This window comes from Tautonia plasticadhaerens (assembly GCF_007752535.1).
In the GTDB taxonomy this organism is placed as follows: Bacteria; Planctomycetota; Planctomycetia; order Isosphaerales; family Isosphaeraceae; genus Tautonia; species Tautonia plasticadhaerens.
In genome coordinates this window covers 7,322,207-7,348,946 of sequence record NZ_CP036426.1, presented here as the reverse complement: position 1 = coordinate 7,348,946, position 26,740 = coordinate 7,322,207, and the positions used below count along the sequence as shown (strand labels likewise).

The window sequence follows — 26,740 nt, the reverse complement described above, 5'->3', positions numbered from 1 at the left end:
GATACGCTTATCCTCCTGGATCGGCCCGGCGAGAGCCCTCATCACCCACCCCGCGTCGACCGGTCCCGGCCACCCCGATTCATGCCGTTCGGCGAACTCCCCCGCCCCCCCGGGCGGCCCTGGCGGGCGACCTGACCGACCCGCCCAGGACCCCCGATGGTCGTGCGACCCAGTTCGGATTACCGAGAGGAACACCGATGGATTCAGCGAACCGCAGGCGGGCGAGGCGATCGGCCCGGGTGGAATGGCTCGAGGCGCGCACGCTGCTCGCCGGCGAGATCGGCGTCCCGCTGCTGGGGACGCTCGACGGCCCTCCCCAGGTCAGCGGGGCCCAGGTCGCGACGGATGCCGACGGCAACCTCTTCCTCGGCGGACGGTTCCGGGGCCAGGTCGATTTCGACCCCGGGGTCGGCCAGGTGATCCGGGACGGCGACACCGGCGGCGACCCCGTGGGGGACGCCTTCTTCGCCAAGTATTCCGCCTCCGGCGCGTTGCTCTGGGTCCGGACGATCACGGTGCCGGCCCCCGTCAACGACAACGCCCAGTTCTCGCTCACCGGCCTGGCCGCCGGCCCGTCGGGCGAGCTGGTGGCCGTCGGCTCGTCGACCCCGGCCGTCGACCTGGATCTGTCCCCGACCGAGGACCGGACGCCCTCGGGCACGGGGGCCTTCGTGCTCACCCTCGACGCCGGGGGCGGCTTCGGCTCGGCCGTCCGCCTGGCCGGCTCGACGGCCGACATCGCCGACACCGGGCCCACCTTCGTCGCCGTCGATCCCCAGGGGGCGGCGTACGTCATCGGTCGGCTCATCGAGGGGACCACGGACCTCGACCCGGGGCCGGCGAGCCTCCCGGTCGAGGGTTCCAACGACCTGTATCTCGTGAAGCTCGACGCCGACCGCGGCCTCGACTTCGCCAAGACGATCCGATCCACGTCCGGCAGCGATGTGGCGATCCCCCTGGGCCTGGCCGTGGCACCGGGGGCGGACGGGGACCTCTACATGGTCGGCTCCTTCCGGGGCCAGGCCGACTTCGACCCCGACGCCGGCCAGCAGCTCCGCTCCAGCGCGATCAACGAGGGCCCCGGCTCGCTCCCCAGCTTCGACGGCTTCCTGCTCCGCCTCTCCTCCCAGGGGGCATTCCGGGCCGTCGACACCACCGGGGGGGGCGGCTTCGACCAGTGGAACAGCGTCGCCCTGCTGACCTCGGGCGAGACCGTCGAGTCGGTCGTGACGATCGGGCCCTTCATCGACGGGGTCGACCTCGGGGGGCAGTCGGAGCCGCTCCCGGGGGCCGGCAATTTCGACCTCGTCGTCGCCCGATGGGACGCCGGCCTGGCCCCCTCCTGGGCCCGGCTGATCGGCAACTCGACCCCGAACATCCCCATCGGCCTCGCCCTCGACGCGTCCGGGGTGATCACCTTCGGCGGCACCTTCGACGGGACGCTCGACCTGGACCCCGGCGCGGGCACCGCCAACGTCACCTCTCGGGGCCTGAGCGATGGGTACGTCGTGAGGCTCGACGCCGACGGCAATTACCTCCAACACCTCCAGATCGGCGGAGAGGGGAACGACGGCGTCGCCCAACTCGTCGGGGGGACCGGCGACCTCGTCTCGGTCGTCGGGTTGTATGAGGGGCCCTTCGACCTCGCCGGGGTCTCGCCGCCCGACACGGGGGACGAGTCAGGGACTTACTTCGCGACCCTCGATTTCTCACCGGGTACCGACCCGGGAGATCCCGGCGGCCCGGGAGACCCCGGCGGCCCGGGAGACCCCGGCGGCCCGGGAGACCCCGGCGGCCCGGGAGACCCCGGCGGCCCGGGAGACCCCGGCGGCCCGGGAGACCCCGGCGGCCCGGGAGACCCCGGCGGCCCGGGAGATCCCGGCGGCCCGGGAGACCCCGGCGGCCCCGGCGACGGCACGCCCGATCGGTTGATCGGGGATTACGACGGCGACGGGATCGCGGACCTGGCGCTGTACCGATTCGATCCCGCCCAGGGCGGCGTCTTCGCCATCAGGTACGCCCGGCAGGGGAACCCCACCGAGACGCTCGTGATCCCCGGCGTCGATTCGGACGTCATCCCCGTCGCCGGCGACTTCGATGGTGACCTCAAGACCGATGTCGCCGTGGTCGACCCGACCGCCGGGGCCGAGGCCGGGGGAACCCCGCTCTTCTCGTCCTGGTTCATCAGGCTCTCGGGCTCGGAGGGCCTGATCCGGCGCGCCGACTTCGGCGCCCCGGGGGTGCTCGATCGCCCGGCCCCGGCCGACTACGACGGCGACGGCACCACCGACATCGCCACCTTCCGGGCCAACAGCGACATCAATCCCGGCAACGCCCAGTGGTTCATCCTGCCGTCGATGCCCAACCCCAACGGCTTCGAGACCAAGGTCGGCGCCTTCGACGTCCTCTTCGGCGCCCCCGGCGGCGTCGACCTGCCGGTCCCCTTCGACTTCGACGGGGACGACCGGGCCGACATCGCCACCTTCCGGCCGATCAGCGACCTGCCCGGCAAGGAGGGGCAGTCGCAGTGGTTCGTCCTGCCGTCGGGGCCCAATGACAGCCGATTCTCGCAGAAGATCGGCGGCTTCCCGGTCGACTTCGGCGCCGGCGGGAATGCCGACCAGCCGGTCGTGGCCGACTACAATGACGACGGGCGGGACGACATCGCCACCTTCCGCTCCATCACCGACCTGGGCGGCAATCTCCGCTGGTTCATCTTCCCTTCGGCCGGCGAGGCCCCGAACTTCAGCGGCGCCTTCCCGGTGAGCTACGCGGACGACGGCCAGGTCGCCGCCATCTCCGATTACGACGGCGACACCCGTCCCGACCTGACCGTGTATGACCCGGTCACCGGCACCTGGACGATCCGCGACGGGGTGCTCGAGCCCGAGGTCGCCGTCACCTTCAACCCGCTCGGCGAGGGGGCGGTCCCGGTGCTCTCGCCGCTGTTCTTCCGGCTGGTGGCCACAGGCAATTTCCCCGACGACTCCGGTGCGTCCGTCGAGGGGGTCGGCAGGCGGTGGGCCGGGGGGGAGGGCGACCGCCCCGCCGACCCGGTCGGCGACGCCCTCGAAGACCTCTTCGGCGAGGATGCCTGACCCACGACCGACCGGCCGGCCGCCGGGACGGACGCCCTCGTCCGTCCCGGCGGCGGTTGACTCCGGGGCCGTCGCCCCCGGACAATGGCGGTCAACGAGCAGACGAATCCATCGGCCGCGCGGGGATGGTCCCCCCGATCGGCCCGGCCCCCGCATGACCGGCAATTCGATGCCCGAGGTTCCCGACGAGACCGAGGAGTTGCGGGCGGCCCTGGAGGCCTCCGGCCGGCGACCGACCCGTCAGCGCGAGGAAATCTTCGCCTTCCTGCGACGATCCGACCAGCACCCGACCGCCGAGCAGGTCTTCGAGGCCGTCCGGCGGTCGATCCCCAGCCTCAGCCTGGCGACCGTCTACAACGCGCTGGAGGCGCTCGTCGACGGCGGGTTGGTGATCAAGCTCCCCTCCGTCGAGGGCTCGGCCCGATATGACGCCCGGACCGAGGGCCATTACCACCTCCGTTGCCTCCGGTCCGGGGCGGTGCAGGACCTGCCGACCCCCTACGCCCCCGGGTTGATCGATGCGCTCGACCCGGAACTGGTCGGCCGTCTCGGTCGTCGAGGGTTCCGGGTGACCGGCTACCGCTTCGAGGTCGTCGGCTACTTCGACGGCGACCCGGCCCCCGGCGGGGACGACCAGCCGGTCCGGGGGGACTGACGCCGTGGCCGAGCCTCGCCCCCCCACCCCCCGCCTCTCCCCGCTGGTCGATACCCACGCCCACCTCGACGACCCCCGGCTCCTCGATCAGCTCGACGCCGCGCTCGATCGCGCCCGGGCGGCCGGCGTCGAGCAGGTGGTGGCGATCGCCACGACGGCCGACTCGGCCGACGCGGTGATCGGGATCGCCTCGGCCCGCCCCGGCGTCTTCGCCGCCGTCGGCATCCAGCCGAACCACGTCGCCGAGGCCGGGCCCGAGGACTGGGGACGCGTGGTCGATCGGGTCCGGGCGCCGAAGGTCGTGGCCGTCGGCGAGACGGGCCTCGACCGCTACTGGGACGACACCCCGTTCCCCCAGCAACAGGACTCCTTCGACCGCCACCTCGCCCTGGCCGCCGAGCATGACCTCCCCGTGGTCATCCATTGCCGGGAGTGCGAGTCGGACGTCGTGGCGCAGCTGGAACGACTGGGGAGGCCCGTCCCCGGCATCCTCCATTCGTTCACCGGCACGTGGGACGACGCCCAGGCGTTCCTCGCGCTGGGCCTGCACCTGTCGTTCGCCGGGATGGTGACCTTCCGCAACCCGTCGCTCGACCCGCTCCGGGAGGTCGCCACCCGGATGCCGGCGGACCGGCTGCTCGTGGAGACCGATAGCCCGTACCTCAGCCCCCACCCCTTCCGGGGCAAGACCAACGAGCCGGCCCGGGTGGCCGTCACCTGTTCCCGGATCGCCGAGCTTCGAGGCATGGAGGCCGCCGAGCTGGCGAGGATCTCGACGGAGAACGCCCGGCGCCTGTTCCGCCTGGGCGGCTCGGACGTGCTTTGATCGGTCCGGCCCGGCCCTCGGGGCCGATCGGGCGGGACCGGGGCCTCGAGGGCGCGGAGCGGGGGAGAGGGGAGGTCGATTGGCCTCTCCGAAGCTCCGGGCCGTCGGGGCCCCGGCCCCGGTCGGATCGAACGATCGATCGGATCGGGACGTCGCCGCGTCGTCGCGGCGGGAGGGCTGTTCAGGAGTCCTCGCCGAGGCTGATCTCGGTCAGCAGCTCGGGGGACGACTCGTGGAAGCTCAGCCCCCGTCGGCGCAGCTCGTGATGCATCCGAAGCGCGACCCGGTGCAACTCGGGGGAGTCGATCCGCCAGGCGATGTCGGCCAGGTCGGCCGGCGACACCTCGCCGAGGCTCTGGCCGCGACGCTCCAGCTCCGATTCGAGCCTGAGCACCGTTTCCAGCATCTCGGCGTGCGTCTGCTCCGACCCGCCGAGGATCAGGCATTGATCGCCGTTGATGATCCGTTGGGTCGCGTCGGCGTCGTCGAGGCCCAGCCCGACCAGCACGGCGCGGAGCCGTTTCCGGGGTCGGTGGTGCCCCGCGGGGTGCGTCGTCTTCAAGGGATGGCCTTTCGCGAGTGGGGAGTCGGTCTCGGGTCGACGCGGCGGCCGGCTCCCGGCCGCGACGCCGGGCTGGCATCGCGGCCCCCGGCCGCCACGACCTTCATATCGGCTCGACACCCGCATCGGGCCAGCGCCGAAGGGCCCGAATCGGGCCCCCTGACCTGCCCGAGCCGGAACCCTGCTCACGCCTCTTACGACCCGCCCAGCAGTTCCCTGACCGTCGATTTTGCGACCCGATATGCGTGGCGGACCGTCATGGCGCGCGCCTCGATCTGGTCCTCGGTGAACAATCGTCCCTCGCTCGGGGGCAGGCCGGCGAGGCTGATGGTCAGCGGCAGCAGGTCGAGAAACTGACGATACTTCTGCTGGATGTCGCCGCCGGAGTTCGGTTGGTCGGCCATGGCGCGAGGCTCCCGGGAGACAAGACGGGGGCGGATCAGGGCCTCGGGCCGCCCGAACCGGCCCGCGTCCGCGGCCGGATCGAACCGCCCTCGGCGATCGACCGTATCCTAGGAAAAGCGTATCGGTAGGTGCATGACCCCGCAAGGGCCCGGCCCGAACGCCCCGGCCGTCCGTTCCGCCTTGACCGGCGGCGTCTGGCAAGTTAGCGTGAAAGGATCGACGCAATCCCTTCCAACCTCGGGGCATTGTTCGCCCCGATCCCACCTCTGAACCCCGACCATCCCCCACGAGGAGGTCTTTTTGATCCAGCGAGCCGTTGAGGAGCCGGAAATCGACTTCTCCGACCTGGGGCTCAGCCCCGAGATGCTCGAAGCCTTGCGACGCATCCGCTACATCACCCCTTCTCCGATCCAGGCCGCCGTCATCCCCGAGGCGCTGGACGGCAGCGACATCATCGGCCAGGCCAAGACCGGCACCGGCAAGACGGCCGCCTTCGGCATCCCGCTGATCGAGATGCTGGAAGAGCGCGGCAAGGGCCCCCAGGCCCTGATCCTCGCGCCGACCCGGGAACTGGCCCAGCAGATCGTCGCCGAGATGGACAACCTCGCGGCCAATCGCGACGTGGCCATCTGCGCCGTCTACGGCGGCCAGCCGATCGAGAAGCAGTTGCGGGCGCTGCAGCGCGGCGTCGACATCGTCGTCGGCACCCCCGGTCGGGTCATCGACCACATCCGTCGCGGCACCCTGTACCTCGGCGACGTCGTGCACGTCGTCCTGGACGAGGCCGACCGCATGCTCGACATCGGGTTCCGCCCCGACATCGAGAAGATCCTCCGACGGGTCCCCGACCCGCACCAGACGCTGCTGCTCTCGGCCACCATCGAGCCGGAGATCCGCCGCCTGGCCGACAAGTACATGTTCGAGCCCGTCGAGATGCTCCTCTCCAAGGACGAGCCGTCGGCCGAGACCGTCAACCAGTTCTACGTCACCGTCGACCAGGACAAGAAGACCGAGCTGCTGGTCCACCTGCTCCAGCGTGAGCAACCCGAGCAGTGCCTCGTCTTCACCCGCACCAAGCGCGGGGCCGACAAGCTGGCCGACCGCATCCGTCGCGTCGTCAAGGGCGTGGCCGTGATCCACGGCGACCTGCCCCAGACCTCCCGCGACAAGGTGATGAAGGCCTTCCGCACGGGGGAGATCCCCGTCCTGGTGGCCACCGACGTGGTCGGCCGGGGCATCGACGTCGACGGCATCAGCCACGTCGTCAACTACGACATCCCGGAGGACCCGGAGAACTACGTCCACCGGATCGGCCGGACCGGCCGGATGGGACGCAACGGCGTCGCCTACCTGTTCGTCACCCCCGATCAGGGCGATCCGCTGACCAACATCGAGATGCTGATGAACCGGACCATCCCTCCGCTGGACCTCGGCGACTACGAGGCCCACAATGCCTCGGTCAAGGCCGAGCAGAAGCGGGGCGCCTTCAAGGAATTGTTCAGCTACCTCTGATCCCACCTGAGTGATGCGAATCGAGCGGGTCGGACCGAACACCGACCCGCCCCGGCGGCGACCGCCGCCCGATGATTCCGGCCGATGCCCGGACCGTCACGGTCGGGCCGTCGGCCGACGCGAGACGTGGGGGCCCCCTCATGCGGCCCCCACCCGATTGCTCGATGCCGAGGCCGGCGGGTCACCGCCGGCCGCCGTCGATCGGCCGATTCCGGTCGATCTCACCCGGGCCAGATCCCGGAACAGCCCCGCCGCATCCCCCAGGCCGTCCCCCCCCCCGCCCGGCCGGAATAGCGGGCCGTGTCGCAGGCCTCGACGAGTCGGGCCGCCCGATCGGCCAGCCCGGGATCGCCCGTGGCCAGCCCGATCGCCCCCCGGGCCTCGGGAGGGGTCAGCTCACCTCCCGGATGGCCGATCGCCCGGCTGAGGTAGCCCGCCAGCGCCTCGGACACCAGCCCTGCCCTCGTCGGTGCGTCGGCGGCCTCGATCCGGGCGGCCTGCCGCCTCGCGAAGCGGCCCGGCGACCGCCGCCGTCGCCGTCCCCACCCCCAGGCCAGGACCGAAAGCACGCCCGCCGAGCCGGCCGCCCCGATCGCGGCCAGCGCGGCCCCGAGGCGATCGCCGGGGCCCCTCGCCCTCGGCTCCTCCCCGACGCTCGCCACCTCAATGGCCGAGGGGTCGAACCCGGGAGGGTCCTCCACCCGGAGCGAGACGCCGCCGGAGCCGACCGTCCGGTATGACCTCGACCCCGGGTCGAACCAGGAGACGAGCACTGGCTCGATCGTGGTCGTCCCGGCCGACCCCGGCCGGACCCGGAACGGGAAGGTGCGGGACGGCGGCGAGTCGCTCGACCTCGGCGGCATGGGCTCGACCGCCGCCCCGTCCTCGGACCCGTCACCCAGCCGGAGCGTCGGGCGATTCGTCGACCCGAGCGCGCCGGGGCCGTCGAGTGTGACTTCCACCACCGCCGATTCCCCCAGCCGGGTCGCCCCCGGCCGGGCGACCACCCCCACCTCGAGCGGCCCGATCCCCCCCAGGAACCACGAGGGCCGCCCTTCGGACGGCGGCAGCTTCGGCTCCAGCCGGGTCGGGCCGCTGGCGCCCGATCGGCCGTCGGCCCTCGCCCGGAAGGCGGGCACGAGCATCGGCCCGGCCCGACGGGGGACGAGGAAGTAGGTGAACCGATACAGGTTCGTCTCCTGGACGATCGTCCCGATCGAGCTGGCTGACACCGGCCTCACCTCGACCGTCGCCGGGATCACGTCCAGCTCGGGAGCGGTCGGCGCCTCGACGGTCGGCTCGGTCGCCCCGGCCGTGACGAGGACCCGGAACGGGATCGCCTGGCCGACGTAGTGCGGCCCCCGGGTCGACGCCTCGACTCGCACCGGCAGCCCCTCGGCCTGCCCGGCCGCCGTCGACGGGCCCGGCGCGACCGCCAGGACGACCGCCATCCCGACGAACGCCGGCAGGACGCGCCCGCCGGGCTTGGGACGACCCGAGGGCGCCGGTCCCTCGGCCCGACGGGGAGCGGGGCGGGCCGGCCCCGGCCCCGGCTCCAGCCCGCACGGGGGATTGCCGGGCCAGGAGTCGGGGTGTCCCGGTCGGCCCGGCCTCGGGGATGGCGGAGGCGACGGGAGGATTCGGATTACCATCTCGGGCGCCCCGACGAGCCCGGGGGGGGGGCGTGCGGCACGTCCGGCAGGCGGCGGTCACGGGCGTCCCGGATCGACTTGACGGCCCGGGCGAGGCGGTCGGCCGGCGAATCCCCCCGGGTCGCCCCCCCCGAGGCGGTGCCCGACCCCGGCGCGGCCGCCGTCCCGGACGGGCCCCCGGGGCCCGGATCACCGCCCGTCCCGTCCGGGCCCCCGGCGGGATCGGGGCCGGGCCCCGGGCCGCCGTCCGGGCCCTCACCGGGGGCGTCGCCCTCGTCCCCTTCGCCCCGGGAGTCGTCCCCGTCCCCACCGGAAGGCACGTCGGCCTCCTCGCCGTCGCCGTCGCCGTCGCCGTCGCCGTCGCCGTCGGAGGTCGAGGCCCCCGGGTTGGCGAGGCGCTCGGCAAAGGCGCGGTTCTCCCGGGCGAAGGCGCGGATCAGGTCGAACGCGTCGCCTCGGGCGGTCGAACCGAGGCAGTCGTCATAGTGCCGGAGGGCCGAGGGGATGTCCCTCAGGGCGACGGCGGTATTGCCCAGGGCGTAGTCGATCTTGGTCCGGAGCCGGTCGTCCGCCCGGGCCCGGGAGGCGAGGTATCGGGAGCGGGCCTCGTCGAATCGGCCGAGCTGGTAGAGCGCCGCGGCGGCGTTGTACCCCGCGATCGGGTCCCCGGGTGCGAGGGCGGCGGCCCGGTCGAATCGGGCGAGCGCCTCGACGAGCTCCCCTCGATTGAACGCGACCCTCCCCGAAGTGACGAGCCCCGCGATCGATCCCTCGTCCGGCGCCTCCGCCGCGCCGACCGCGGCCGAGGCGACCCCGATCATCATCCAGGTCGTCCACCAGGGCCGGGCCCTGGTCGGCCTCCTCCTCCGGGGCCATGAGCCGATCAGCCCCACCGCCAGGCCCGCCAGCAGGGCCAGCCCGAACCGTTCGGCCCGCTCGGGCGCCTCCCTACCGTGCCGCTCCCGGCGTTCGGCCGGCTCGATCCGACGCTCGTAGAGGTCGGCCAGGTCGGCCTCGGCGATGCCGATCGGCACGAACGCACCGCCGGTCGCCAGGGCGAGCCCGCGCAGCTCGGTGTCGATCCGGGTGGACGTGACGGCCTCGCCCCCCTCGGTCAGGTAGGAGGCCCCTCCGGACGCCTTCGGGTCGTCGACGGGGATCGGGTGGCCCTGCTCGGCGTCGCCGATGGCGACCGAGTGGACGACCACGCCGAGGGAGCGGAGCCGGTCGACCCGGGTCGGCCAGCCGGGGGCGTGGTCCTCGCCGTCGGAGAAGGTGACGACGATCCGGCCCCCCTCCCGGGGCTCGTCGTCCAGGGCGTCCATCGCGGCATCGAGCCCGGCGCCGAGGTCGGAGCCCCCCGGCTCGATGCCGCCCACTTCGAGCGCCCGGAGGGCCTCGACGACGGCGCCGAGGTTGGTCGTGAGCGGGCACCGGACTACCCCCCGGCCGGCGAAGGCGACCAGGGCGACCCGGTCCCCGGGGTCGCTGCCGACGGCCCGGACCAGGTCCTCCGCCGCCTCGACCGCCCGGCCGAGGCGGTCGGGGATCACGTCCTCGGCGGCCATGCTCCAGCTCAGGTCGACCAGCAGGACCACGTCCCTCCCCGGGGGGAGCGGCGTCCCCCGCCCCCGTCCCCATCTCGGCTGCGCCAGGGCGACCACGAGCAGGCACACCGCCAGCACCCAGGCGATCCCCCCGTCGGCCGGGGGCCGTCCCGGCAGTGCGACCGCCCGCCACCCCTGCCGTCGGCGACGCGCGGCGACCGCCACCAGGCCCGAGAGCACCGGGGCGAGGGCGAGCAACCAGAGCCATCGGGGCTGGGCGAAGTCCAAGGGAGGGGCTCCGGGGGACGGAATCGAGGACAGGGGTCGGCGGCCAATCGCGACGGCTCAGGGCAGCTTCGGCCGGAGGGCGGCCGTCAGGCGGTCGATCGAGAGCAGGGCGAGGGCGGCGACGACCAGCGGCGGGAACTCCTCCTGATACCGGGTCAGGATCTCGCCGGTGATCGGGGACGTCTCCAGGGCGTTGATCCGGTCGAAGACCCGGTCGAGGGCCTCGGAGTCCTCGGCCCCGAAGGCTTTGCCGCCGCCGAGGTCGGCCCATCGGACCAGGGCCTCGGGGTCGTAGCCCTCCCGGAGGGTCTCGGGGTAGGAGATGTCGGTGCCGGGGACCCCGATCCGGACGGTCCCCCCCGGGGCGCCGAGGCCGATCGCGTAGAGCCGGGCGCCGAGGCGTCGGACGAGCCTGGCGGCCTCGTCGGGTTCGAGCCAGTCGGGGGTGGCGGAAGCATCCGGCTGGTTCTGGCCGTCGGTGAGGAGGATGATCGCCCGCCGGTCGGCCTCGGCGCCGAGGGCGGCCTGCAGCGACCAGGCGATCGCGTCGCCGATGTTCGTGGCGTTCTCCCCCGGCCGGGCCGGCTCGACGCCGGCGACCAGGGCCCGGAGGGCCTCGTGGTCCAGGGTCGGCGGGCAGGCGAGGTCGGGGTAGGTGGCGAAGGTGACCAGGCCGATCAGGTCGTCGGGCCGGCCGAGGATGAAGCGGTCGACCGTGCGGCGGGCGGCCTCCAGGCGGGAGATCGACGCGCCGCCCTCGCCGGGGATGTCCTCGGCGGTCATGGTGAAGCTCTGGTCGACGGCGACGACGATGGCCACGCCCTGGCTCCGGATCCGCGTCTTCCCGGCGACCGTCTGCGGGCGGGCCATCGCCAGGACGACGCAGCCGATCGCCGCCGTCCGGATCGCGGTCGATGCGTGACTCGCCCATCCCGAACCGCCCGCCTTCCACCCCCTCGGCGGGAACAGCCCCAGCGAGGGCCAGCGGATCCTCGGGCGTGCCCGGTCGGCCAGCCAGGGGATCGGCAGCAGCACCAGGAGCAGCAGCCAGTACGGTTCGGCGAGTCGCATCGGCCGTCACGGCCTCCAGTCGGATCGGATCGGATCGGTTCGGATCGGGTCGGTCGTCCTCGATCCATCGTGACTCGGGGGGGTGAAGGGCATCAGGGGGGATCGGCCCCGGATCCGGCCACCAGCAGCAAGCCGGCGGCGGCGATCGCCAGCATCGTGAGGACCAGCAGCACCTCCAGCGGCGAGGCGAGGACCCGGGCCAGCAGCCCGACCGGGCCGGGGCGGCCCAACAGCCGGGAGGCCCGCCCGAGGAGCCCGATCGCCAGGCAGGCCAGGCCGTAGAGCGCCGCTCCGGAGGCCGCCCCGCCGACCAGGACCGGGGCGAGGAGGTAGAGCAAGTCCCGGGGCCCGACCCGGAACGCCAGGGCGAGCAGGAGGAGCCCGGCCCCCCCGGTCCCCAGGGCGCCGAAGGCGATCAGGCCCGAGAGGTGGCGTTCCAGCCGGGAGGGCGGGCGGTACGAATCGGGGTCACTCCCATCCAGGCCCGATGGGCCGTCGTCACGGGGAAGGGGGGAGGTCCCCGGCGGGCCGACGACCAGGCCGAAGCCGTCGACCCGGTGGACCGAGACGGGCTGGTCGGCGTCGATCCAGGAGCCGGCGGCCCGGGCGTCGAAGGTCCGGCCCTCGATGGAGACCTTGCCGGAGGGGCGCAGCGGGGTCGCCGATCGGGCCGGGGTGCCGGGCGAGACCTGGGGGCGTCGCATGGTCAGGCTCCCTGCGAGGGCGGGGCCGCCGGGACGGCCGGGGAGGCGACGGCCCCGATCTTGCTCCGGAGGGGGGCGGATCGCATCCGAAGCCCCCTCCGGGAACGACGACCATGAGCAGCGACCTGGGAACCCGGACCACCCTCCGATCGGCGCTGGAGGCTGTGGCCGACCGCCTCGACCGGCTCGACGGGGTCAAGGACCCAAGGCCGAGCGTCGACCTGCTGGCGGCCGTCGTGCTCGGGGTCGAGCCGGGGAATGAACTCGGCGGGCTGGACCGGCCGCCGACCGCTCGGGAGCAGGGGCGGATCGACGGCCTGATCCGGAGGGTCGAGCAGGGCGAGCCGATCGCCTACGTCCTTGGGTTCTCCCCCTTCTGCGGCAGGATCTTCGAGGTGTCCCGGGGCACGCTCATCCCCCGGAGGGACACCGAGGAACTGGTCCGGATCGTCCTCGACGACGTCCGAGCCCGGCCGCTCCCCGACCGTCCCCTGGTGCTGGAGCTCTGCTGCGGCAGCGGCTGCGTGGCGATCACCCTGGCCGACCGGCTGCCGGGGGCGGACGTCGTCGCCACCGACCTGAGCGGCGAGGCCCTCGCGGTGGCCGACCGGAACGTCCGACGGCACGGGATGACCGGCCGGATCCGGCTCGGGCAGGGCGACCTGGCCGAGCCGGCGGCCCGGATCGCGGCCGGTCGGCGGTTCGACCTGATCGTCTCCAACCCGCCTTACATCCCGTCCGGGGGGATCGAGGCCATGGGCCCGGCCGTGGCCGGGCACGAGCCCCTCCTGGCGCTCGACGGGGGCGCCGACGGCCTGGACTTCCACCGCCGGATCCTCGATGAGGCCCGCCTCCTGCTCTCGCCCGGCGGTCGGGTGTTCCTGGAGCACGAGCACGATCAAGGGGAGTCGGCGGTCCGCGTGGCCCATACGTTCGGCTCGGAGTATGAGGACATCAGGGTGCTTCGGGATTCCGGGGGGCGAGACCGGGTGCTGGCGGCTCGCCTGGGGGCCAGGGTCGGGGACCGGGATTGAGGGGTTCTGCCGGGGCTGGGGGATCGGCCGATCCTCACGCGTCTCGCGATCCTCCGGCCGCCGCGTGTCGGGAGGCGAGGGCCCGGCGGAGGGCGGCGTCGGGGTCGGGGTCGAGCACGGTGAGGTGGCCCATCTTCCGGCCGACCGGGGCCGCCCCCTTGCCGTAGAGGTGCAGCGCGGCGCCGCGATCGGCCCGGAGGGCCTGGGACCAGTCGGGCGGGCCGGCCTCCCAGAGGTCGCCCAGCAGGTTGACCATGGCGGCGGCGGGGGTCCTCAGGGTGGTCGGCCCGATCGGCAGGCCGCAGAGGGCCCGGACCTGCTGCTCGAACTGGCTGCACTGGGCGGCCTCGATGGTCAGGTGGCCGGAGTTGTGCGGCCGGGGGGCCAGTTCGTTGACCGTCAGCGTCCCCTCGGCCGTCAGGAAGAACTCGACGCAGAGCACGCCGACGTAGCCGAGGGCCTCGGCCACCGTCCGGGCCAGATCCCGGGCCTCCCGGGAGACGATCGGCCCGACGGGGGCGGGCATCACCGTCGAGTCCAGGATGTGCCGCTCGTGCCGATTCAGGCCGACGGGATAGCTCTCCGTCTCGCCGTCGGGGCCCCGGGCGACCAGCACCGAGACCTCGCAGGAGAAGCGGACCACCCCCTCGGCCACGCAGGGGACCCGGCCCAGGGCTTCCCAGGCCCCCGGGGCGTCGGCCGGGTTGTCGACCCGGATCTGGCCCTTGCCGTCGTAGCCGGAGGAGGCGGTCTTGAGGATCAACGGCGTGCCGACGGCCGGGGCGGCCTCGGCCAGCTCGGCCTCGGACCGGACGGGGTGCCAGGGGGCGGTCGGCAGGCCGAACCGGCGGAGGAAGGCCTTCTCCCGCAGGCGGTCCTGGCTGACCCGGACGGCCTTCCAGTCGGGCCGGGTGGGCATCCGGGAGCCGAGCCAGCGGAGGGCCGGGGCGGAGACGTTCTCGAACTCGACGGTCGCCGCCTCCACCTTCGAGGCGAAGCGTTGCAGGGTCCTCAGGTCGTCGTCCCGGCCGAGGACGACCTCGTGGGAGACCTGGGCGGCGGGGCCGTCGGGCTCGTCGGTCAGCACGGCGGTGCGGTATCCCATCCGCTGCGCCGCCTGGACGAACATCCGGCCGAGCTGGCCGCCGCCGACCACCCCGATCGTGGCCGGGGGGAGCAGGATCTCGGAGCCGAGGGCACTCATATTGGCCGCTCCGGGACCGACCCGGTCTGCCGGGCCCGGAAGGCGGCCAGGGCGTCGCGGATCTCCGGGTCCTGCCGGGCCAGGATCGCCGCCGCCAGCAGGGCCGCGTTGGCGGCCCCCGGGGCGCCGATCGCCAGGGTGCCGACCGGCACCCCCCGGGGCATCTGGACGATCGAGAGCAGGGAGTCGACCCCCCTCAGGGCCTTGCTCTCGACCGGGACGCCCAGGACCGGCAGCTCCGAGACGGCCGCCAGCATCCCCGGCAGGTGGGCCGCCCCACCGGCCCCGGCGATGATGACCTGGAGCCCCCGGCCCTCGGCCTCCCTGCCGTAGGAGACCAGCCGGTCGGGGGTCCGGTGCGCCGACACGACCCGGACCTCGTGGGGGACCCCCAGCTCGGTCAGCAGATCCGAGGCGTGCCTCATGGTCTCCCAGTCGGACTGGCTGCCCATGACGACGCCGACCATCGGGCTCGGGGCGGGAGGGGGGAAGGCTTCAGCCATCGGTGCTCGCCTGCTCCACTCGACTCGACTCGGTTCCTCCGGCCGGTCGCGACTCCCGACCCGACCGGATCACTTCCCTATTCTAACAGAAGAGGAGACAGGGTCACGGATCGACGCGGTGCGCCCCGGTGCGCCGACGGCTTGATCTCGCTAACTCTTGTTCCGAAATGACTTGTGTCGATTTTCCTCGGGGAAAATGGCTTCGCTCCGTCGAAATCCGGGGTCCGGATCGGCGTCGGGCCGCGATGACCACCCCGGGGAGCGGGACGCGGTCGGGAGGAGCCGGCCTCGCCATTCGCGGAGGGCCGGGGCCGGCTCGGGGAGGGCTCGGTGCGCCGCCGTGCGCCGCGGTGGGTTCTCTGCAACATATTCCATTTTCATGACTTGCGATGATTGGTCCGGTGGGAAATGGGTTCGCTCCGTCGAGAGGGTTCGATGGGGGGTGTCCGGGTCGGATGGGCCCGGCTGCCATTTCGGCGTTTGGCTTCGTTATTCCGTCCGGTGCCGCGCAACGAGGACGGATTCAGCTGCCATTTCGGCGTTTGGCTTCGTTTTTCTCGACGAGGGCATCGTGCGACCGCGCCGGGACGTCTGGTGGCATGACTCGATCGGGATGCCAAAGAGGGGGGGGTGGGGGCGGGTCGACCCCGGGAGGAGTCGGGTGGCCGACTCCTATAGTATCGAGGAATGCTCGCTCGACAGTCATACGGAATTGCGTCGGACCGGGACCATTCCTGGCCACTCCCAAGGTCGGTGATCGAGGCGACGCGGTCTCGCTCGATCCGGGGCGGCTCGGCGTCGATCCCCGCCTTGCGACGTGACGGCACGACCCCGGATCGACGGGGTGGGGCATGGTCGAGGGGTGCGGGGGGATTTGACGCGGATCGGCGGGGGACGCCACGTCCCCTCGCCGATCCGGGCGGTCGGGCTCCGGTCAGCGGGCGGCCCGGGGGATCCGGCCGACGGGGGCGGGGTCGACGAGGGTGACGGTCATCGGGTCGTCCAGCGCGAGGGTGACGGGCTGGACGAGCGCCGGGCCGGGCTGGGAGTAGGGGACGCCGGGGGTGGGGGCGTTGCCGGGGCCCCCGGGGTTGAAGAAGGGGGAATAGCCGCCGGAGGCGGGGATCACGACGGCGGTGATCGAGGAGACGGCGGCGAGGTCGCCGGAGAGGATGACGTCGATCTGGTTGTCGTGGTCCTCGACGTAGGAATCGTCGTACGACTCCAGGGCGACGCCGAGGTCGGCCAGGCCGAGGATGCGGACGGTCCCGGCGGGCAGCTCGTAATCGACGCCCGTCTCGGTGAGCAGGTGAGTCCGGCCGTCGGCGTCGGTGGCCTGGAGCTGGAAGTATCGGGAGAACTCGGTGGGGTAGACCGACCGGACGCCGTCGGGGGAGAAGCCGCCGGAGGTGACGACCCGGAGGCGGTACTGGGCCTCGGCCCCGTACAGGGCCACGCCGTCGTTGGGGAGCTGCCCGGCGAAGGGGGCGGGGGCGGACTCGCCGGCGGTCGAGAGCACGCTGAGCTTGGCGGTCACGAGCTTCGGGCCGCCGTCGGGGACGTAGGCGCTCATGGGGGTGGTGCCGTCGCCGAAGCCCAGGCCGACGGCCGACCGGAACTCCCCCCCGGGGCCGACGAGCTGGAGCGGGCTGGAGGAGGGGACCACGTCGAACCGGACGGGGTAGATCGAGCCGGGGGCGCCGGGGGTGATCCGGTTGCCGAAGTCGCCGAACATGACGACGGTGGTCCGCTCATTATCCTCGACGTTCGGCAGGATCGAGGCGACGTCGGGCGTGACGACCTGGCCGGTGTTCAGGACGACCCGGAAGTCGTCGGCCGAGAGGGTGCTGGGCCGCACCGGCCAGCTGAACTCGACGGGGAAGCCGTCCTTGAACCGGACGGGATAGCCGTAGCCGGTGGCGACGCCGTTGGGGCTGATCGCCGCGGTGTAGGCCCGCAGCGCGGCGTTGGAGGCCGAGGGGGAGCTTAGCGTCTCCCAGGCCCCCCCCGCCGCCCGGGTGCTCGCCTCGGGCTGGGGGCCGTTCAGGCCGGGGACGCCGATGATGTGGGTGAAGCCGAGCCCGGCGCCGAGGATCCGGGGGGTGTCCTCCCAGTAGTCGGCGTCGACGAGCACGTCCTGGAGCAGGGTCCGGTAGATCGGGTCCAGCGGCCCCGAGGGGGGAGGGGTGAAGGAGCCCGGCGGGGTCAGCCGGTCGACGACCGCGCGGAGCGCCCCCGGGCCGCCCTCCCGGCGATCGACGAGCGCGGTCAGGCGGTCGACGGTGGCCGGACTCGGGTAGACGTCGAGCGTCGCGGCGGCGAGGGGGACGTAGCGGCCGGGGTCTCCCCCGGCGGTCCGCTCGTAGAAGGGCCGGGAGCCGACGATGGCCGCGGTCACGCCGTAGTTCCCGGCCTTGGCCTGGACGTGGAGCAGGCCCCTCGTCTCGGCATGGGTGGGGGGCCGGCCGACCAGCGTGAGGAAGGTCCGGTCGACGACGGCGGCCGCCTCGGCGATCCGGGAGGCCGGATGGGCCCCGGAGAGCAGTTGCCGCCCTTCCAGGGGCTCGGCGAGCGGGGGGAAGGGCCGGTTACGGCGGGACCTGCGAGGGCTCAGGCTCATGGCTGATGACTCCGATCTCGGGCCGGGCCGGACCCCGGGGCACTCGGGGAACTCCCGAATGCGGGGACGGCATGAGCCTAGGACCCCATGGTCGGAGTGGCAACTGTCGATGGGATGGCCGGCGAGTCCGTCCCGGGGGCGGTCTCGCGACCGGCCTCGGGTCGGTCGGACGGGGGCCGGCGTCGCGGCCGGGCACCTGGCCTAGGGGCGGAGGGCGGGCCGATCGGGCTCGGCGGCGCCCGGGGAGGGGCGGGCGGGGGCGGCCGTCCCGCATCAAGGCATCGAGGCCCCGGACGTTCGCCGGGGTCGGGTCCGGGCTCAATCGGCCGGCCGGGGGGGCGTGTCGCGCCGGTGGACCTCGGTGATCGGCAGCCGCTCGTGGGAGTCGGACGAGACGACCTCGGAGATCCCCATCAGGTAGAAGCCGAAGAGGATCGCGAGGAAGCAGACGACCCAGAGCACGATCGGGCCGGACGCCCCCTGGAACTTGAAGCCGGGCGCCTCGAAGACGATCTCCCCGGTCGCGTAGCTGAGGGTGAGGACGATGGCGAATGCGACGACGACCCCGAAGCCGACGCACATGAACGGGACGAAGCTGGGGTCGATCGGCGCGTCCCACCAGACCCGGTAGCCGTAGATGATCGAGAGGCCGAAGACGATCCAGAAGAAGGTGGCGAACACCGAGAGGTTGAAGGCGATGGGGACGGGTTTGCCCTCCGGCGGGCCCGCCGCCTGGTCCTCTCCGACGCTCGGCGGGGTGGGCCTGGGCATGATCGCTCCTTCCTCAACACGGCCCGGCGTCCGGCGGCGTCGCCGGGCCCGGGGTGCCGGGGTGGATCGGTGTCCGATCGCCCGGGTCCGGCCGATCCGGGGGGCCCCCGATCATCGCGGGAGGCGGGCGGCGTCGCAAGGGAAGAGGGAACCCCGATGGGCCGGGCGGGGCTCCCCCTACCGGCTGGCGGCGACGGGGGAGGGGGCGTGGCCGGTGAGGCGGTTGATCCGGGAGAGCTCGGCGGCGACGAAGTCGACGTCGGTGAAGGGCTGCCAGGAGATGTCCTGGTAGCGGACGAGGCCGTCGGCGTCGATGAGGAAGGTGCCGTGCAGGGGCATGGCCTCGAAGTCATCCATGGCCCGGTAGCGTTTGAAGTGGACGAGGTCGGGGTCGGCGATCAGGGGCATGGCGAAGGGGACCTCGCCGTTGTCCTTGAGGGCCCGGGTCCGCTCCGGGTCGTCGGTGCTGATGGCGAGCACCCGGGCGCCGGTGGCCCGGATCTGGTCGATCCCCTCGGAGAAGGCGATGAGCTGCTCCATGCAGTGGGCGCAGTCGCCGCCGAGGAAGAAGATCAGGACGAGGGGACGGCCCCGGGAGTCCTCCAGGCGGTGCGTCTTGCCCTCGGTGTCGACCCCCTCGAACGGCTCGGCGGGGAAGGGGGACCAGCAGAGGGGGCCGACGGTGTTGAGGTCGACCCGGCTCTGCGCGGCCAGGTCGGTGCGGGGCTCCTGGGCGGGGGCTTGCCAGCCGTCGTCGGACTGCCAGTCGGCGAGGATGGCGTCGATCCGGGCGAAGACGGGGAGGTCGGGGTCGGACTCCCGGGCGATCTCCCGGAGGTCGAGGTAGGCGGCCCGGGCCTCGTCGACCTTGCCGGCGGCGTGGAGGATCTCGACCCGGGCGGCGAGGGGGGCGACCTCCTTCGGGGCCTTCTCGACGGCCTCGGCCGCCTGGGCGACGGCCTCCTCGGCGCGTCCGGATTCGAGGAGCAGCCGGGCGAGGGCCTCCCGTCGCATCGATCCGGCCTCCTCGAATCGGTCGAAGGCGGCGTCGGCATCGCCGTCGAGGAGCAGGCGATGGCCTTCCAGCTCGGCGAGGGCGTCGTCGAGGCCGGGGGGCTTGCGGGCACGCCTCGGTTTGTCCTTGGAATCCTCACCCTTGGAGTTGTTGTCCGATTCCTCTTCGTCCGATTCTTCGTCGTCCGTCTCCTCCTTCTCGTCGGGTTTGGGGAGGAGGGACTTCAGGGCGGCGATTTGTCGGTCGAGGGCGTCGAGGTCCCCCTTCGCCGCGTGGGCGAGGCCGAGGGCGTGGGCGCGCGTGACCTGCTCGGCGGGCTCGTCGGACCAGTCGAGGGCGGTCGATGCGTCGGCTTCGAGCAGGTCGTCCCAGAGTTCGAAGGCGATGAGGGCCTCGGTCCAGCGGCGTCGGCCCTCGCGCTGGGGGTGGCCGGAGGTCTTGGCGTTGTTCTTCTCCGGGTCCCGGGGCTGCTCGACGAGGTTCCGGGCGACGGCGATGGCGTCGGCGGCCCGGCCGGTCTTGGTGAGGCTCTCGGAGAGCCACTGGTTGTTGTGGGCGTAGTTGTGGATCATGAACGGCATGACCCGGTCCCGGATCATGTATTCATGGTCGACCCGGGCGGAGCCTTCCTGCTGGTAGGAGGCGTCGGCGTATCGCTTGAGGTTCGTATAGGTGTGGCCGGGCATGTGCCAGGCGTGGGCGATGCCGGGGGAGGACCTGGCGAAGCGGGCGGCCGATTCCAGGGCCTGGGCGTCGTCCTGCTTGTCCCAGAGGTGGATCGTGTAGTGGTGGGCGCCGGGGTGCAGGGGGTTCTGCTCCAGGACTGAGTCGAGCAGCAGGCTGACGGCCTCCCGGCTGCCGATGCCGTCCTGACGGCCGTTCTGCCAGGCGACCATGCCGAGCCAGGCCCGGGCGTCGAGGTCGTCGGGGAACTGCTGGACGATCTCCTCCAGGCCCTCGAGCCAGCCCTGGCGGCGGTCCTTGTCGTCGACGCCGTCCCCCTCCTTGTAGAAGGCGGAGAGGGCGTCGAGGTAGAGCTGTTCCCGGGGGGAGAGGTCGGCGGACTCGGCTTTCTCCCGGGCGACTTCGAGCAGGCCCTTCGCGCGGTCGGCGTTGTTGACGTTGGCCATGGCCATGCCCCAGTAGAGCATGGGGTTCTCGGGCTCGATGGTGGCGGCCTGGCGGAAGGAACGCTCGGCCTCGAAGTAGAAGAAGACGTGGAGCTGGGCCACGCCCTGATTCACGAAGGCCCGGACCTCGGGAGAGTCGGTGGTGATCGGGAAGTTGACGGTGCCCTGGCCCTCCATGAGGTAGCCGGCCCGCCGGGGGCCCTCGTTGAAGGCCTCGCCGTGGTTGGAGTGCCCCTCGGGGAGCGGCCCCTCGGGGTCCTGGGCGGCGGCGACGGCGCCGAGGGCGAGGAGAGTCAGCAGGGCCCGGGTCAGGCGGCTGGGCATGTCGAGGGCTCCGGGAGGGGCGTCGACTGGGGCGGAGACGAGGATCTGGATCATAAGGGGGGGACGGAGGTCGGACCAAGGGGCTATGACGGGAATCGGCTCGCACGCGGAGACGAGGAGTGGGGAATGCCGCGATGCCCGCCGCTGGCCGGGGCTCGGTCCGACCTGTCGATGCCGTGACGCTCCGTGCCGGGCCCCGTCGTGTCAGGGACCCTCTCGGGAGTCGGCCGGGCGCGTCCGGCTCCGGGGTCCACGCCTCGACATGAACACGACGATCCCGCAGAGGGCCGCGCCGCACAGGACCAGACTCGATGGCTCCGGGATTGCGGTGAGCGTCGCCGTCACGTCCACGCGGAAGTCGAACGCCGAGACGCCGCCCCCGTAGTTGATCACGTGCGTCTCGCCGGCTGCGATCGGTGCCAACATCAGCCAGTAGCCGTCGGCGACCGCGATCCCCGAGGGGCCCGTCGGCAGGTCGAACAGGTTGTCGGGGGCCGCGAAATACTCGAAGGCCGGGGACTCTTCCCGGTGATCGAAGAGGTTCGGCACCGCCACTCCGTCGATGCTGGCGTGTAGCTCGTCGACGAGATCGATCACCCCGTTGACCTCGGACCGGATCTGGGCCTCGGTCAGGCTGAAGTCGCCCAGCTCCAGCTGCGAGAGCTCGAAATTGAGCAGGGGTACCAGGAGGTACGTGTCGGCCGGCACGGTGAAGGTCCGGTTCGCCGTGCTGCCGGTCGTGCCCGCGAGGAAGAAGACCGGCCCGGATTGGTTCATGTTCGCGGCGGCGCCGGTCGGGTCGGTGAAGGGGTCGTCGGGGAGGGAGAAGCTGAAGGCCCAATTCCACCAATCCGTGGTGTATTCGGCGATCGTCCGGCCCTCGACGACCGAATGCGGGGGCAGGACGATGGCGTCGGCCCGGGCGGCCGGCGCCAGGCCCGACAAGGCGAGGGAGGCCAGGACCAAAGACTGCCAGAGGTAGCTCGTTCGCATCCGGGGTACTCCAACTCAAAAGGTGCCCGACCGAAGTGCCCGGCGGAACGGCCCGCCGGGGAGGAATCGCGGGGAAAAGACTGCGCGGGGACGTGGGGGTCCGGGCCCTCACGGCGCGAGATGCGCAGGGAGGTGGGTCGACGGATCGACTCATTGGGCGCACGCGGTGGCGTCCCCGGATCGGGCCGTGAACGCCTCCCGGGTCGCGGTCAGGGAGGGGGGACGACTGCGGGCCGCGGGGCTTGGAGCGGGTCGAGACGGGCCTGGATCTCCCGGATGAGCGGGTGTTCGGGGGGATAGACCACGCGCGCGCTGTCGAGGGCCTCCCGGTAGAGCCGTCCTGGCTCGTCCGGCACGCCTCGTGCGACGAGGAGCTCGGCCAGGTTCGCCCTGGCCAGGATGGCGACCTCGCTCCGGACGCCGTGGTCGGGCATGCCGTCGAGCAGCGTCAGCACCTCGTTCAGCAGGGATTCGGCCTGATCTTTTTTCCCGGTCGAGACGAGCAGGTTCGAGTAGTTGTTCATCGTCATGAGCCGGTCGATATGCGCCGGGCCCAGGACCTCCCGGCGCGTGTCCAGGCACTCTCGGAAGGCCTCCTCGGCTTCCTGGAAGTTGTCCCGTTCCTGGAGCAGGCCGGCCAGGTTGTTGAGTTGCGACAGGTAATCGGGATGCCGCCGCTTGCCGGCGCGCCGGTAGGCGTCGACGGCTTGCCGGTAGAGCCGCTCGGCGTCGTCCGGGCGGCCCCGCATGTGGGTGACGATCGCCAGGTTGCCCGCGGTCCCCAGCGACGCCGGGTCCGTCGGGCCGAACTGTCGATTCAGCCCGGAGGAGGCGTCGCGAATGAGCGACTCGGCCTCTTCGAGTCGGTGGGTGTGCCTCAGCAGGTCTCCGAGGTTGGACATGGTCACGAGCGTCTTCCGGGCGTCGTCGCCGAGGGTCCGGCGGTAGCCGTCCAGGACGCGGCGGAAGAGGGCCTCGGCCTCGCCGAGTCGGCCCTGCTTGAGCAGGGCGACCGCCTGGTCGTTGCTGGTCGACAGGGCCTCGATCGAATCCTCGCCGCCGATCTGTTCATAGAGCTGGCGGGCCCGTTCGAGATGCGGCCCGGCCTCTCCGGCCTCGCCCAGGTTCACGTAGACCTGGCCGAGCATCAGGCGGATCTCCGCCTCGACCTCGGGCTGGTCGGGGAAGGCGCCGTCGACCCGCCCGGCGGCGCGGTCGATCACCTCCAGGAGCGTGACGTTCCGGCTCCGCTCGTTCCGCTCGGGGGAGGCTTCGGCCAGCAGGTCCTCGACGAGGAACCGGCGGATCGCCTCGGACGTGTCGCGCTCGACGACCGCGATTCGCCACTGCCAGGCCATGCCGGCCACGCCGGCCGTCACCGCGATGGCCAACGCCGCCGCCAGGGCTGCGATCGCCGGCCGACGCCGGGCCCACATCGCCAGCCTCGTCAGGCGGCCGACCGGCCGCGCGAGGATCGGCTCCCGGTCCAGGAACCGCCCGAGGTCGTCGGCCAGGTCCTGCGCCGACGCGTAGCGCCGCGCCGGGTCCTTCTCCAGGCACTTCAGGCAGATGACCTCCAGGTCGCGCGGGACCCGCCCGTTGAAGCGGGAGGGGGGCTCGGGGACGGCCTCGCGGGCCCGTTCCAGCATGGCGGTGACCGACTCGGCCGCGAAGGGTGCCCGGCCTGCCAGCAGGCCGTACAGGATCGTCCCGAGGCCGTGGACGTCGGTGGCGACCGTGGTGGCCCCGCGCCGACCGCTGGCCTGCTCCGGCGCCATGTAGGCGGGCGTGCCGATCACGGCGCCGCTGTGCGTCAGGTCGCCGGCCCCCTCGACCAGGCGGGCCAGCCCGAAGTCGGTGACGTGCGGGGAGCCCTCGGCGTCGATCAGGATGTTCGCCGGCTTCAGGTCGCGGTGGAGCACGCCGCGCCGGTGGGCGTGATGCACGGCCTCGGCCGCGAGCTGCACCAGGCGGGCGGCGGCGGGCGGGTCGTCCGCGTAGGCCGGGAGCCGGCGATCGAGCCCCTCGCCCTCGACCAGTCGCATCGTCAGGTACGGCTGGCCGTTGTGCTCGCCGACCTCGTAGACGGGGACGATGTTCGGGTGGTCGAAGCCCGCGGCGATCTCGGCCTCGTTGCGGAAGCGCCGCCGCTGCTCGTCGGAGGCCGTCACCTCCCCGCGGATCATCTTCAGCGCCACGGGGCGGTGGAGGCTCATCTGCATCGCCCGATAGACGACGCCCATCCCGCCGCGACCGAGGATGCCCCGCAGCTCGTAGTCGCCGAAGTATCGGACCCGTTTGCCGTCCGCCGGGTCGTCGCGATCACGGTCGCCCGGGGCGGTCGCCGGGAGGGTCTCGTCGCCATGGCACGCGGTGGCCTCGCCTGCCTGCGTCTTCGGCTCCAGGGCGCCGAAGGCCGCGCGGACGGCCCCGGCGTCGTCGGGGAAGCGGGCGAGGTATCCGGCCGGATCGGGCGGCTCGCCGGCCCGGCGTCGGTAGGCCAGGTCCAGGGCGATCAGTTCCTTCAGGAGCAGGTCGCGCCCGGACGCGTCCAGGGCGAGCAGCTCGTCCTCGATCCGAGGGCGCCCGCCGGCCCGCAGGGCGGCTTCGTATCGGTCGCAGATCCGCTCGACCTCGGCGACATGCCTGGGGTCCGGCGCGCTCGGATCGACCTCATCCGTCATGATCCTGGTCCTGCCAGAGTGCGCGGATGGTCCTGAGCTTGCGCTCGACGGTGGTCTCGACGCAGCCGAGTCGCCCGGCGATCTCGGCGTTCGTATATCCCTGGAGCTTCCAGACGGCCACCGAGCGAAGCGGCTCGCCCCCCAGGGCGTCGAGGAGGCGGCGGATGTCTTCATCCATCTGGGCCGCGGCCTCGGGGGTCGGCCCGCGTTGGAGGGCGTCGCGCAGGTCGAGGCCGTCGAGGTCGGTCGCCGGGGCCACGCGCCCCCCGCCGCGTCGGGCGCGGAGGTCGTGCTGGGCCCGGTTGATGGCCTTGCGGGTCGTGATGACGAAGAGGAGCCGCCAGAGATCTTCCCGGTCGTCGAGGCGCGGGAACTCGCCCCGCTCGGCGCGCCGGCAGAAGCTGGCGAAGGCGCTCAGGGCGACGTCTTCCTCGTCGGAGGCGGATCGCGTGGCCCGGTCGAGCCGGCCCCTCGCCAGGCCCACCAGCCGGTGGAAGTACGCGTCCCACAGCCGCTGGACCGAGCCTCGGTCGCCGTCCTTCCAGGCCCGGAGGGCTCCGGTGATCGAACCGCCGTCGTCCGACATGGGCTACAAGCAGTCGAGAAGTCGAGGCCTGCGTCACGACCCCCGGAGACGCCCCGAGGATAGCCGGGCCGCATGAGCAACTCTAGCGTGGCGTGCCGAATCGGCGCAAACCCTCCGTCCGACCCGCCCGGCTTGCGGTCGGACTCCCCCCGATGGGGAGATCAAGATCCGGCCCCCGGTCCCCGCAACACGCCCCCGAATTTCCCCTGCATGGCGGCCCGGCTCAAGGATGAGGCCATCCCGGAACCCGGACTTGCCCCGTCTTCACGCCCTCGACCGCCGACCCGGGGCTCGCGGACGAGGGCTGGCCCGCCCGGGGCGATCGGCCTGGTGATGATGGTCGTGACGCGTCTGCGGCGCGTCGCCTCCTCGACGGGGGAGACCGGACTGGCTCCGAAGCCTTCTTGGGGTGGTGGAAAGTCCAGTACAATGGGAGGCGGGTCGGCGACTGGTCCGCCTTCCCTTGCCGACCGAACCGGAGCGACCGTTGAGCCTCCCGACACCCCCGACCGTCGTTTCCCCCCCCAGGGACCACCGCCTGAAGCCCTTGCAGGGCAAGCAGGCCGGGACGGTCGTCGTCCACGAGCTGTATCGGAGCCTCCAGGGGGAGGGGATCCAGGCCGGCTTGCCCTGCGTCTTCGTCCGCCTGACGGCGTGCCACCTGAGGTGCTCCTACTGCGACACCCCCCACGCCTTCCACCGGGGGGAGGCGGTCGGGCTCGATGTGCTGGTGGAGCGGACCCTGGGCCTGGCCCGGCCGGGGGACCTGATCGAGGTGACCGGGGGGGAGCCGCTCCTGCAGGACGAGGCCTTCCCCCTGATGGCCCGGCTGGCCGACTCGGGGCACGAGGTCCTGCTGGAGACGAGCGGCGCCTGCGACATCGGGCCGGTCGACCCGAGGGTCCGGGTCATCCTCGACCTGAAGACGCCCGGGTCGGGGGAGGCGTCGGCCAATCGCTGGGAGAACCTGGCGCGGCTGAAGCCGACCGACGAGGTCAAGGTCGTCGTCTGCGACCGGGAGGACTTCGACTGGGCGATGGAGAAGCTCCGGGAGCATCGGCTGCTGGAGCGCTGTCCCGTGCTGCTCGCCCCGGCGTTCGGGAGGGTCTCGGCGGCGGAGCTGGCCGATTGGATCCTGGAATCGGGCCTGCCGATCCGCCTCCAGGTCCAGTTGCACAAGCAGCTCTGGGGGCCCGATGCGCGGGGAGTTTGAACCCGACGCCGGGCCCGAGGCGACGCCCGAGCCGCCCCGGCGGTACTGGCCGCTGGTGGCGATCGGCCTCATCCTGGCCTGGCTGCTGTTCTCGGGGGGGAGGGTCACCGATTGGTTCGCGCTCCGGGGCCCGGTGCCGGGGACCGGGGGGATGGTCCGCAAGGGCTACCTCGTGCTGCTGGCCCTGATCCTGGTCATCGCCAACTTCGTGCTCCGGATGCCCCGGGAGGGGGGGCCGATGGCGGCCGAGGAGGAGGGGGAGGACAGGGTCGGTGAACCCGCCGGGGATCGGCCGGAATAATCGGGGAGGGGAGTCGAAATTCCTGAAACGGGATCCCCTCGG

General features: G+C 72.8%; 21 protein-coding genes. 7 read left to right on the top strand and 14 right to left on the bottom strand.

The window, feature by feature from the left end:
* Positions 1-197: 197 nt before the first annotated feature.
* The 3 genes from ElP_RS40100 to ElP_RS29285 all read left to right on the top strand — a co-directional run bounded on the left by ElP_RS40100 (position 198) and on the right by ElP_RS29285 (position 4,579).
* Positions 198-3,098, top strand: coding sequence for a hypothetical protein (locus tag ElP_RS40100; protein ID WP_231749307.1), 2,901 nt, complete (start codon positions 198-200; stop codon positions 3,096-3,098).
* A gap of 169 nt (positions 3,099-3,267) precedes the next feature.
* Positions 3,268-3,753 (top strand): Fur family transcriptional regulator, encoded by a 486-nt coding sequence (locus ElP_RS29290; protein WP_145276283.1) that lies wholly within the window; start codon positions 3,268-3,270, stop codon positions 3,751-3,753.
* Between the two features lie 4 nt (positions 3,754-3,757).
* Complete coding sequence (locus ElP_RS29285) at positions 3,758-4,579, top strand: TatD family hydrolase (protein WP_145276281.1); 822 nt, start codon at positions 3,758-3,760, stop codon at positions 4,577-4,579.
* Positions 4,580-4,760: 181 nt separating this feature from the next.
* On the opposite strand, the gene ElP_RS29280 is transcribed toward ElP_RS29285, so the two are convergent.
* Both ElP_RS29280 and ElP_RS29275 read right to left on the bottom strand, forming a co-directional pair.
* Positions 4,761-5,141: a hypothetical protein gene (locus ElP_RS29280; protein ID WP_145276279.1), complete on the bottom strand. Its 381-nt coding sequence runs from the start codon at positions 5,139-5,141 to the stop codon at positions 4,761-4,763.
* Positions 5,142-5,335: 194 nt separating this feature from the next.
* Positions 5,336-5,545 carry a hypothetical protein gene (locus ElP_RS29275; protein ID WP_145276277.1) on the bottom strand — a complete coding sequence of 70 codons (210 nt, stop codon included), beginning with the start codon at positions 5,543-5,545 and terminating at the stop codon, positions 5,336-5,338.
* Positions 5,546-5,846: 301 nt separating this feature from the next.
* Between ElP_RS29275 and ElP_RS29270 the strand changes: the two genes are divergently transcribed.
* Positions 5,847-7,058 (top strand): DEAD/DEAH box helicase, encoded by a 1,212-nt coding sequence (locus ElP_RS29270; RefSeq protein ID WP_231749306.1) that lies wholly within the window; start codon positions 5,847-5,849, stop codon positions 7,056-7,058.
* 221 nt (positions 7,059-7,279) lie between these two features.
* On the opposite strand, the gene ElP_RS29265 is transcribed toward ElP_RS29270, so the two are convergent.
* From ElP_RS29265 to ElP_RS38880, 4 genes are all read right to left on the bottom strand, one after another.
* Positions 7,280-8,509, bottom strand: coding sequence for a BatD family protein (locus tag ElP_RS29265; RefSeq protein ID WP_145276275.1), 1,230 nt, complete (start codon positions 8,507-8,509; stop codon positions 7,280-7,282).
* A gap of 194 nt (positions 8,510-8,703) precedes the next feature.
* The gene (locus ElP_RS40810; protein WP_145276273.1) at positions 8,704-10,545 is read right to left on the bottom strand and encodes a vWA domain-containing protein; all 1,842 of its coding nucleotides are present in this window, start codon (positions 10,543-10,545) and stop codon (positions 8,704-8,706) included.
* Between the two features lie 57 nt (positions 10,546-10,602).
* The gene (locus ElP_RS29255) at positions 10,603-11,616 is read right to left on the bottom strand and encodes a VWA domain-containing protein (protein WP_145276271.1); all 1,014 of its coding nucleotides are present in this window, start codon (positions 11,614-11,616) and stop codon (positions 10,603-10,605) included.
* 92 nt (positions 11,617-11,708) lie between these two features.
* Entirely contained in the window at positions 11,709-12,320 is a 612-nt protein-coding gene (locus ElP_RS38880) for an NfeD family protein (RefSeq protein WP_197446470.1), read from the bottom strand.
* 113 nt (positions 12,321-12,433) lie between these two features.
* On the opposite strand from ElP_RS38880, the gene prmC reads away from it, so the two are divergent.
* Positions 12,434-13,354, top strand: a complete 921-nt coding sequence (gene prmC / locus ElP_RS29245; protein WP_197446469.1) for a peptide chain release factor N(5)-glutamine methyltransferase — start codon at positions 12,434-12,436, stop codon at positions 13,352-13,354.
* A gap of 34 nt (positions 13,355-13,388) precedes the next feature.
* Here prmC and ElP_RS29240 read toward each other — a convergent pair whose 3' ends face one another.
* From ElP_RS29240 to ElP_RS29205, 8 genes are all read right to left on the bottom strand, one after another.
* The gene (locus ElP_RS29240; protein ID WP_145276265.1) at positions 13,389-14,558 is read right to left on the bottom strand and encodes a 5-(carboxyamino)imidazole ribonucleotide synthase; all 1,170 of its coding nucleotides are present in this window, start codon (positions 14,556-14,558) and stop codon (positions 13,389-13,391) included.
* On the bottom strand, positions 14,555-15,061 hold the full coding sequence (gene purE / locus ElP_RS29235; protein ID WP_145276263.1) for a 5-(carboxyamino)imidazole ribonucleotide mutase: 507 nt from the start codon (positions 15,059-15,061) through the stop codon (positions 14,555-14,557). The genes ElP_RS29240 and purE overlap by 4 nt, the downstream gene beginning before the upstream one ends.
* A 934-nt stretch (positions 15,062-15,995) precedes the next feature.
* Positions 15,996-17,681 carry a hypothetical protein gene (locus tag ElP_RS29230; protein ID WP_145276261.1) on the bottom strand — a complete coding sequence of 562 codons (1,686 nt, stop codon included), beginning with the start codon at positions 17,679-17,681 and terminating at the stop codon, positions 15,996-15,998.
* A 318-nt stretch (positions 17,682-17,999) separates the two neighbouring features.
* Positions 18,000-18,452 carry a hypothetical protein gene (locus ElP_RS29225; RefSeq protein ID WP_145276259.1) on the bottom strand — a complete coding sequence of 151 codons (453 nt, stop codon included), beginning with the start codon at positions 18,450-18,452 and terminating at the stop codon, positions 18,000-18,002.
* 177 nt (positions 18,453-18,629) lie between these two features.
* Positions 18,630-20,921, bottom strand: a complete 2,292-nt coding sequence (locus tag ElP_RS29220; protein WP_145276257.1) for a peroxiredoxin family protein — start codon at positions 20,919-20,921, stop codon at positions 18,630-18,632.
* A gap of 204 nt (positions 20,922-21,125) precedes the next feature.
* Positions 21,126-21,914, bottom strand: a complete 789-nt coding sequence (locus tag ElP_RS29215; protein ID WP_145276255.1) for a hypothetical protein — start codon at positions 21,912-21,914, stop codon at positions 21,126-21,128.
* Between the two features lie 209 nt (positions 21,915-22,123).
* The gene (locus tag ElP_RS29210) at positions 22,124-24,598 is read right to left on the bottom strand and encodes a serine/threonine-protein kinase (protein WP_145276253.1); all 2,475 of its coding nucleotides are present in this window, start codon (positions 24,596-24,598) and stop codon (positions 22,124-22,126) included.
* On the bottom strand, positions 24,588-25,184 hold the full coding sequence (locus ElP_RS29205; protein ID WP_145276251.1) for an ECF-type sigma factor: 597 nt from the start codon (positions 25,182-25,184) through the stop codon (positions 24,588-24,590). Before ElP_RS29205 ends, ElP_RS29210 begins: the two co-directional genes overlap by 11 nt.
* Before the next feature lie 538 nt (positions 25,185-25,722).
* Between ElP_RS29205 and ElP_RS29200 the strand changes: the two genes are divergently transcribed.
* Together ElP_RS29200 and ElP_RS29195 are read left to right on the top strand one after the other, a co-directional pair.
* Entirely contained in the window at positions 25,723-26,397 is a 675-nt protein-coding gene (locus ElP_RS29200; protein ID WP_390836105.1) for a radical SAM protein, read from the top strand.
* Positions 26,381-26,698: a hypothetical protein gene (locus ElP_RS29195; protein ID WP_145276249.1), complete on the top strand. Its 318-nt coding sequence runs from the start codon at positions 26,381-26,383 to the stop codon at positions 26,696-26,698. The genes ElP_RS29200 and ElP_RS29195 overlap by 17 nt, the downstream gene beginning before the upstream one ends.
* The last annotated feature ends 42 nt before the right edge of the window (positions 26,699-26,740 follow it).